The organism is Haladaptatus sp., assembly GCF_049589095.1.
In the GTDB taxonomy this organism is placed as follows: Archaea; Halobacteriota; Halobacteria; order Halobacteriales; family Haladaptataceae; genus Haladaptatus.
On sequence record NZ_JBAWAC010000182.1, the window covers coordinates 1 to 7,361 of the forward strand.

Annotated in this window: 8 protein-coding genes; 5 read left to right on the forward strand and 3 right to left on the reverse strand. The window is 62.4% G+C overall.

Going from position 1 to position 7,361, the window contains the following annotated elements:
• Positions 1-958, forward strand: a 958-nt coding sequence (locus tag WBV42_RS06115; RefSeq protein ID WP_423985237.1) for a potassium channel family protein, incomplete at its 5' end; no start/stop codon positions are given.
• Positions 959-970: 12 nt separating this feature from the next.
• Here the strand turns inward: WBV42_RS06115 and WBV42_RS06120 are convergent.
• Complete coding sequence (locus WBV42_RS06120; RefSeq protein WP_423985238.1) at positions 971-1,360, reverse strand: RidA family protein; 390 nt, start codon at positions 1,358-1,360, stop codon at positions 971-973.
• A 203-nt stretch (positions 1,361-1,563) separates the two neighbouring features.
• Between WBV42_RS06120 and WBV42_RS06125 the strand changes: the two genes are divergently transcribed.
• Positions 1,564-2,520: a succinylglutamate desuccinylase/aspartoacylase family protein gene (locus WBV42_RS06125; RefSeq protein ID WP_423985239.1), complete on the forward strand. Its 957-nt coding sequence runs from the start codon at positions 1,564-1,566 to the stop codon at positions 2,518-2,520.
• A 134-nt stretch (positions 2,521-2,654) separates the two neighbouring features.
• The gene (locus tag WBV42_RS06130) at positions 2,655-3,758 is read left to right on the forward strand and encodes a threonine synthase (RefSeq protein ID WP_423985240.1); all 1,104 of its coding nucleotides are present in this window, start codon (positions 2,655-2,657) and stop codon (positions 3,756-3,758) included.
• Between the two features lie 184 nt (positions 3,759-3,942).
• On the opposite strand, the gene upp is transcribed toward WBV42_RS06130, so the two are convergent.
• On the reverse strand, positions 3,943-4,620 hold the full coding sequence (gene upp / locus WBV42_RS06135; RefSeq protein WP_253224738.1) for a uracil phosphoribosyltransferase: 678 nt from the start codon (positions 4,618-4,620) through the stop codon (positions 3,943-3,945).
• A gap of 89 nt (positions 4,621-4,709) precedes the next feature.
• A complete protein-coding gene (locus WBV42_RS06140; RefSeq protein WP_423985241.1) occupies positions 4,710-5,999 on the reverse strand; it encodes a GTP-binding protein in 1,290 nt (429 codons plus the stop codon).
• Between the two features lie 119 nt (positions 6,000-6,118).
• Between WBV42_RS06140 and WBV42_RS06145 the strand changes: the two genes are divergently transcribed.
• Entirely contained in the window at positions 6,119-6,415 is a 297-nt protein-coding gene (locus WBV42_RS06145) for a hypothetical protein (protein WP_066139654.1), read from the forward strand.
• 1 nt (position 6,416) lies between these two features.
• On the forward strand, positions 6,417-7,361 hold a 945-nt coding region (locus tag WBV42_RS06150; RefSeq protein ID WP_423985242.1), incomplete at its 3' end, for an ArsA family ATPase.

Here is a 7,361-nt window from a genome sequence, read left to right on the forward strand (position 1 = left end):
CGGCGTCGTCGGAGCCGCGGAGAAAATCGCCGACGCGGCGGGCGACATCGCGAAGGTGGTGTTGGAGGATATCGGTCTCCCGCAGGCGATGCGGGCGACACTTCCGGAAGCGATAGAGACGCTGGTACACGTCTCGGTGGCGAGTTCGTCGCCGCTCGCGGGACAGACGCTCGGCGGGTTGAACCTCGAAACCGAGACGGGGGTTCGCGTCATCGCCATTCATCGCGGCGGCGACTGGATTCTGAACCCGCATCGTGACACCGATCTCCGAGTGGACGACCGACTGCTCCTGCGCGGATCGGAAGACGGCGTCGCGGAGGTGTACAAGCAAGCGACCGGGAAGGAGTATCAACCGCCGGAGCCACCGGAAAGCGGGGATACGGACCTTGAACGCGCCGTCGATTCAATCGTGTTGATGAAGAACATGAGTGAGTTAGCGGTTGATCTGGCCTACGGGAGCGTCCTGTTCGACAGCACGGACGTGGCGGAGGAAGTCGTGGAACTCGAAGCCGAAGTGGACGCACTCCAGTCGCGGTTCGAGGCGTGGACGTTGCAGGCGGCGGCGAACGTGGACGATCCCGTTTCCTTGCGCGGCCTCGTCCACCTCGCAAACAGCACGGAAGTCATCAGCGACGCGGCGGTGGAAATCAGCGAGGGCGTGCTCCGTGGTCTGGGCACCCATCCGGTCGTGGAGTACGCCGTACAGGAGAGCGACGAGGTCATCGTTCGCGTGACGGTCACGCACGGGAGCGCGTTCGACGGCACGACGCTGGGAGCCGAGCGGGTCGAAACCGAGACGGGAATGCGCGTCATCGCGGTTCGACGGCCGCCGGACGATTGGGTCATCTCGCCCGGGCCGGAAACCGAAATCAACGCCGGGGACGTGCTCCTGGCGAAGGGAACGCGGTTGGGTGCAGAACGACTCGAAGAGTTGTCCGGCAGCGTACGAGAGGAGTAATCTCGGCGGAATTCACGCGGTGATGATGGCGTCGGCTTCTATTTCGACCAGCAGTTCGGGAGCGATGAGTCGGCTCACCTCGACCATGCTCGTGGCTGGACGCACGTCGGCGAAGAATTCGGCGTGTGCCTCGCCGACCGGTTCCCAGTTTTCGATGTCGGTCACGTACATCCGCGTTCGGACCACGTCGTCAAGGTGTGCCCCCGCTTCAGTGAGCGCGGTTTCGATATTTTCGAGCGCCCGCTTCGTCTGGACGTAGGCGTCCCCTTCGCCGACGATGGACCCATCCTCGGCGGTGGCCGTGGTCCCGGAGACGCGAACGTCGGTACCGATACGAACCGCACGCGAGTAGCCGACGCGGTCCTCCCACTCGGTACCACTGGAGACGTGTTTTCGTTCCATGGATGGGTCACGACACATCGAGGTAAAATCGTTGGTGTGAAAGCTATCAGTTCGAAGTATTTTCGGAAGGAGTAGTATCCGGGAAATACGGGTGGTCGAAGGAGAAGAAGTTCACAATCCCAATTTGATACAGACCGACAGTTCATCCAACTGGCGACCGGAATACCGAACTGCTAAGGGTTTTCGGCGACGGTGTATCGATAATGACAACGCTCGGAACGGCGAGCGCGGCCCCAGGGGAAATCGACACGGGCCGCCTCCCGGTTGGTGAAACCCGTGACGGGAGCCAGTTCGGGCTTCCCGTCGCCGTCATCAACGGCGCGCATGATGGAAAGACGCTCTACATACAGGCAGTTAGCGATGGCGACGAACTCAACGGTCTCGGCGTCGTGAATCGAGTCGTCCCGCAACTCGCTCCCGAGGATATTTCGGGGACGATTCTCGTCACCGGACTCGTCAACTACCACGGTTTTCAGGTCGCGGAACACCGGAACCCAATCGACGACACGAAAATGAATCGAACGTATCCCGGCAATGAGTCGGGGACGTCGAGCGAACGAATCGCGGCGGCAACCTTCGAGGCCGCCTCGCGTGCCGATCTCATTCTCGACTTGCATCAGGGTTCGACCAGTCGAATGATGAACGAGGCTCGTGTTCGCTGTGGCCCGCGCCATCGACTGCACGACGAATGTCTCGAACTCGCAAAAGTGTTCGACTGCGGCTACGTTCTCGACCAGAAGGGTCCGGACGGGCAACTCGCCCGCGCCGCGCCCGACGACGGCATTCCGACCATCGACCCCGAACTCGGCGGCTGTGTCGGCTGGGACGAGGAGAGCATCCAGTACGGCGTGGATGGTACATTCAACGTCCTCCGATACTACGGCTTCCTCGAAGGGGACGTGGAGCTGAACTCGCAGACCCGCGCAAGCGGGTTCGACCGCTACGGCGCACCGAGCGGCGGTCTCGTCAACTTCGAGAAGGACCTCGGCGACGAAGTCTCACCGGGTGAAACCCTGTTCACCATCACCGACGTGTTCGGTAAACTCAAGGCCGAAATCACCGCCGACCGCTCCGGTATCTTCTGGCGCTCCCGTCGCCTGCCGCAGGTCGCCACTGGCGAATACGTCTGTTCGATCGGCATCGACGTCAGTAGCTACTAATTGTTCCGACTTGCGACACTTTCCGTTCACGACTACCCATTCACGACTACCCATTCACAACTACCCGTTCACAAGACTCACAACGCTTCGCTCCCCACGACACTTACAACGACCGGAGTTTCCCCACTATCACAATGCTCTCCAACCTCACATGTTCGGCCTGTGGACGCGAATACACCGCCGGAGCGGACGAACCGTGGCGGTGTGAGTGCGGCCATCCACTCGACTTCACCGAACGACCGCTTCCCGACCCGGACCGTCCCGCTCCTGATTTCTCTGACATCGACACGAGGGACGGTCTCTGGGCGTTCGAGGAGTTCCTCCCCGTCCGCCGCGTCGCGAGCCTCGGCGAGGGGTTCACGCCGCTCGTGGACGCAGACGACTGGAACGCCCAGTTCAAACTCGACTGCGTGTTTCCGTCGGGGAGTTTCAAGGACAGAGGCGCGACGACGACCCTGTCGCGTGCCGCCGAACTCGGCGTCGAGACCGTGATCGAGGACTCCTCGGGCAACGCGGGTGCGGCAATCGCTCAGTACGCCGCTCGCGCCGGAATCGACGCAGAGATCTACGTTCCGGCGGACGCGAAGGCCTCGAAACTCAAAGCCATCGAGCGCGCTGGCGCGACCCCCGTCCGCATCGAGGGAAGTAGACAGGACGTGACCGACGCCTGTATCGAGGCCGTCGAAGCCGGTAGTGGTTGGTACGCCAGCCACGCGTGGAACCCGGCCTTCTTCGCTGGCACGATGACGTTCGCGCTGGAACTCGCCGCCCAGCGCGATTGGGAGGTTCCGGACGCGGTTGTGACGCCGCTCGGCCACGGCACGCTGTTTCTGGGAACGTACCGCGGCTTCCGCGCCCTGTACGACGCGGGGTGGACGGATTCGATGCCGCGACTGCTCGGCGTGCAGGCCGCCGCTGTCTCCCCCATCGCAGACGAACTCGACGGCGACGGGAGGGACAAACCCGAGCGGAACGACGTCGCCGACGGGATTCAGATCACCCGACCCGTCCGCTGTGACCAAATCCTTGACGCCATCCACGAGACGGACGGCGACGCCATCTCGCTCGACGCCGGTGCGACCCAGGACGCCCTCGACAGGCTTCACCGAACCGGCTTTTACATCGAACCGACGAGTGCAGTAGCCGTCGCCGGACTGACGGCCTACCGCGAGCGCGGGATTTTGGACGAGGGCGCGGATGTAGTCGTTCCTCTCACCGGAAGCGGGCTGAAATCGTAACCTCCCGCTCGGTCGTCTCACGGGATAATCGGGCGTTCTCCAAGCCTACTCCACAGCCGCTGCGGACGTCCCATCTGAACCGAATCACCGTAGCGACAGCTGTCAAACGTCAAAATGAACCCGATGGTACTACGGTCGGAGAAAACGGACGACACCGAAATCAAAAATCGGCGCAGGATACCAGTTACGTCGTTCGGAAGGCGCGGTCGCCCGCGTCGCCCAGTCCGGGGACGATGAAGCCGTCGTCGTTGAGGTGGTCGTCGATGCTGACGGTCAGGAGGTCGGCCTCGGGGAACTGGTCGTGGACGTGGAGCAATCCGTCAGGGGCGCTGACGGCCGAGAGGACGAAGAAGTTCTCCGGGTTGGGCTGCTCGCGGAGCACTTCTTCGAGGACGGCACACATCGTGCTACCCGTGGCGAGCATCGGGTCGGCGACGATGACGGTGTCCTCCTCGGTGATTTCGGGGAGTTTGACGTAGTCGATGGTGATGGGGAACTCACCGTCTTCGTTCATGCCCGCTTCCTCGTCGCGTCCGGCGCTGATGACGCCCTGTTTGGCGCGGGGGAACGCCTTGAGCAGGCCTTCGACGAATGGCGTCGCGGCGCGGAGGACGTTGATGATGACCACGTTGTCGAGTCCTTTGACGCGCTCGCCGGTGGTCTCGGTCAGCGGTGTGTCGATGGAGACGTACTCGGTGTCCATCGCGCCGTCGATGATTTCGTAGCCACAGATACGACCGAGTTTCACGAGCCCCTTGCGGAAGCCGACCTGTTCGGTCTTCTCGTCCCGGATCTTCGAGAGGGTGTCCTTCGCCATCGCGTGCGTGATGAGGTGGGCGTCACCTCGCTTCTCGATAGTCATATTCGATTCGTGAGTGGCGAGTGGCTATAAGCTAACGATACGAGCGAACCCGCGGGAGCCAGTGACAGTCGTGGAACGCCGCCAACTGGTCATTCGCCGTAAGTCAGCAGACCGTCCTCGTCGCTCGGGAACGGATCGTCGAACGCGTTCCAGTCGGCGTCCATCTCGTCGTCGGTCAGCACGCAGTCGTCCAGCGCGGCGAGAATACCATCCTCGTCCACGTCGGTTCCGATGAAAACGAGTTGTGTCCGGCGGTCGCCCCACTCCTCGTCCCAGTAACTTGCCGAACGGTTGCTCCGGTAGAGGTCCTGATCGATCTCCGGAAGGCTGGCGATCCACGCCCCGGCGATGGTCACACGGGCGGACGATCCGGCCTGCCCATATTCCAGTTTCACGTCGTCCCGTCCGGCGACCCAAAACGTCCCCTTGGCACGGACGATGCCGTCCGGGAGCGACGCGAAGAAGTCGTGCAAGCGAGCGGGATGAAGCGGCCGAGTGGCGTGATACGACACCGACGTGATCCCGAAGGCCTCCTGCGGATGGCGGTGGCCGTGGTCGTGGTTGTTGTGGTCGTGGTTGTTGTGGTCGTGGTTGTTGTGGTCGTGTGTCCCTTCGGAATCGTGGTGATGGTCGCCGTCGTGGCCGTCCGCGTGTTCCTCGGCGTGCTCCATGGCCTGCTTCCATCCGGCGGAGTCGCTGACTGCGCCGAGGTCGAACAGGCCGCGCTGGAGCACTCGGTCGGGGGAAACCCGTCCGTGTTCGGTTCGAATCAGTTCCGCGCGGGGTTGGAGCGCGCGGAGGGTCGCCTCGATTTCGTCCAGTCGGTCGTCGTCAACGAGGTCACATTTGTTCAGGAGGAGGATGTCACAAAACTCGATCTGCTCGATGACGAGGTCCGAGAGGGGGCGCACCTCGCCGTCCTCCGTTTCCGTTCGCTCGACCGGCGCGCCGGGTTCGAAGAAGTCCCGAAATTGTCGGGCGCTGACGACGGTGACGGTCGCGTCCACGTCGTAGCGGGCGGCCACGCGCGATTCCGTCGTGAACAACCGCGCGATGGGGGCGGGTTCGCTGATGCCGGACGCTTCGACGACGAGCGTGTCGAACTCCCATTCGCGGGCGAGACGGCTGACTTCGGTTCGCAAATCGTCCTGTAGCTCACAGCAGATACAGCCGTTCGAGAGTTCGGCGACGCCCTCGTCCGCGACGAGTTCGGTGCCGTCCTCCAGCAGTTCGGCGTCGATGTTGATCTCACCCATGTCGTTGACGAGCACCGCGATGTCGATGTCGTCGCTCTCGCGCAGGAGGTGGTTGAGCGTCGTCGTCTTGCCCGCGCCGAGGTTGCCACTCAAAATCGTGACCGGAATGGACCCCTGATTCATTTGTTATCGTGGCACACGTATTCCACCGTGTTAAGCCTGGCTGGACGCCTCTCAAACCGTCCGAACCGGCGTTCGAACCGACCGGCCTGCTTAAATAGCGAGGGAAACTCTGTGTGTGTATGTCTCTCGCGGACCGAATCGAGACGTTCCGTCGCTCCGTCGAGGAGTGGCTTCGCGGCCTCTATCATGGGATGATTTCCCATCCCGCCTACGAACTGATAGAGAAGGAAGCCGAGGATTTGGAGGACGAATTCATGCTCGCGTGCTTCCCCGACGTGTTCGGGGTACCGAGTCCGGTATCGTACTACACCGCCGAACTGCTCCCGTACCTCACCGACGAGTTCGAGGCGTGGGAACGGCGGATGTGGGACCGTGAATCGCTCGTCGAACGAAAGGGGCAACAGTTCCATTTCTAACATGAATAAGTTCGTGTTCTTCGGCGGCAAGGGCGGTGTCGGAAAGACGACCGTTTCGAGTGCTTACAGCCTGAAATGCGCCCGATCGGGGTTGAAAACGCTGGTCGTTTCGACCGACCCGGCACACAGCACGTCCGACGTGTTCGACCAGCAGTTCGGCGACGACCCGCGCCCAGTGGAGGGAATCGAGAACCTCTGGGCGATGGAAATCGACCCCGAGGAGGAAGTCGAAAACCACCTGATGGAGATAAAACGCTCCCTGGGCGACCACGTCAGCGCGGGGTTGGTGAACGCCATCGACCGCCAAGTCGAGATGGCACACCAGACGCCGGGCGCGCACGAATCGGCGCTGTTCGACCGGTTCATCGACGTGATGCGGAGTTCGGAGGAGTACGACCGCGTCGTCTTCGACACCTCGCCGACCGGCGGGACGCTCCGACTCCTCTCGCTTCCCGAATTCCTCGAAGGCTGGATCGACCGCCTGCTTCACAAACGCCAACAGAGTATCGACCTGTTCGAGAAGGCCGCGATCGGCGACAGGGAACCGCGTCGAGTGGCGGACGGGGACCCGATCATCGCTCGGTTACAGGAGCGAAAGGAGTTGTTCGAGTTCGCGGGTACCGTGTTGCGCGACGACGCGTCGTTCTTCCTCGTCCTCAATCCGGACGAGTTGTCGATTCGTGAGACCGGGAGGGCGGTCGAGGAACTCACCGAATCGGGACTGCCCGTGTCGGGACTCGTCATCAACAAGGTGACGCCGGAACCCGACGACGACGAAACCGGATGCGGGGCGACGTATCTCCGTGATCGCTGTCGGACCGAACGCGACAGGATAGACCACATCCGCGAATCGTTCGACGAACCGGTCGCCGCAGTCATCGAATCGAGAGTATCAGAAGTGAAAGGAAGCCTGCTGAGTGACGTTGCGGACGAGTTGGCGGTCGAC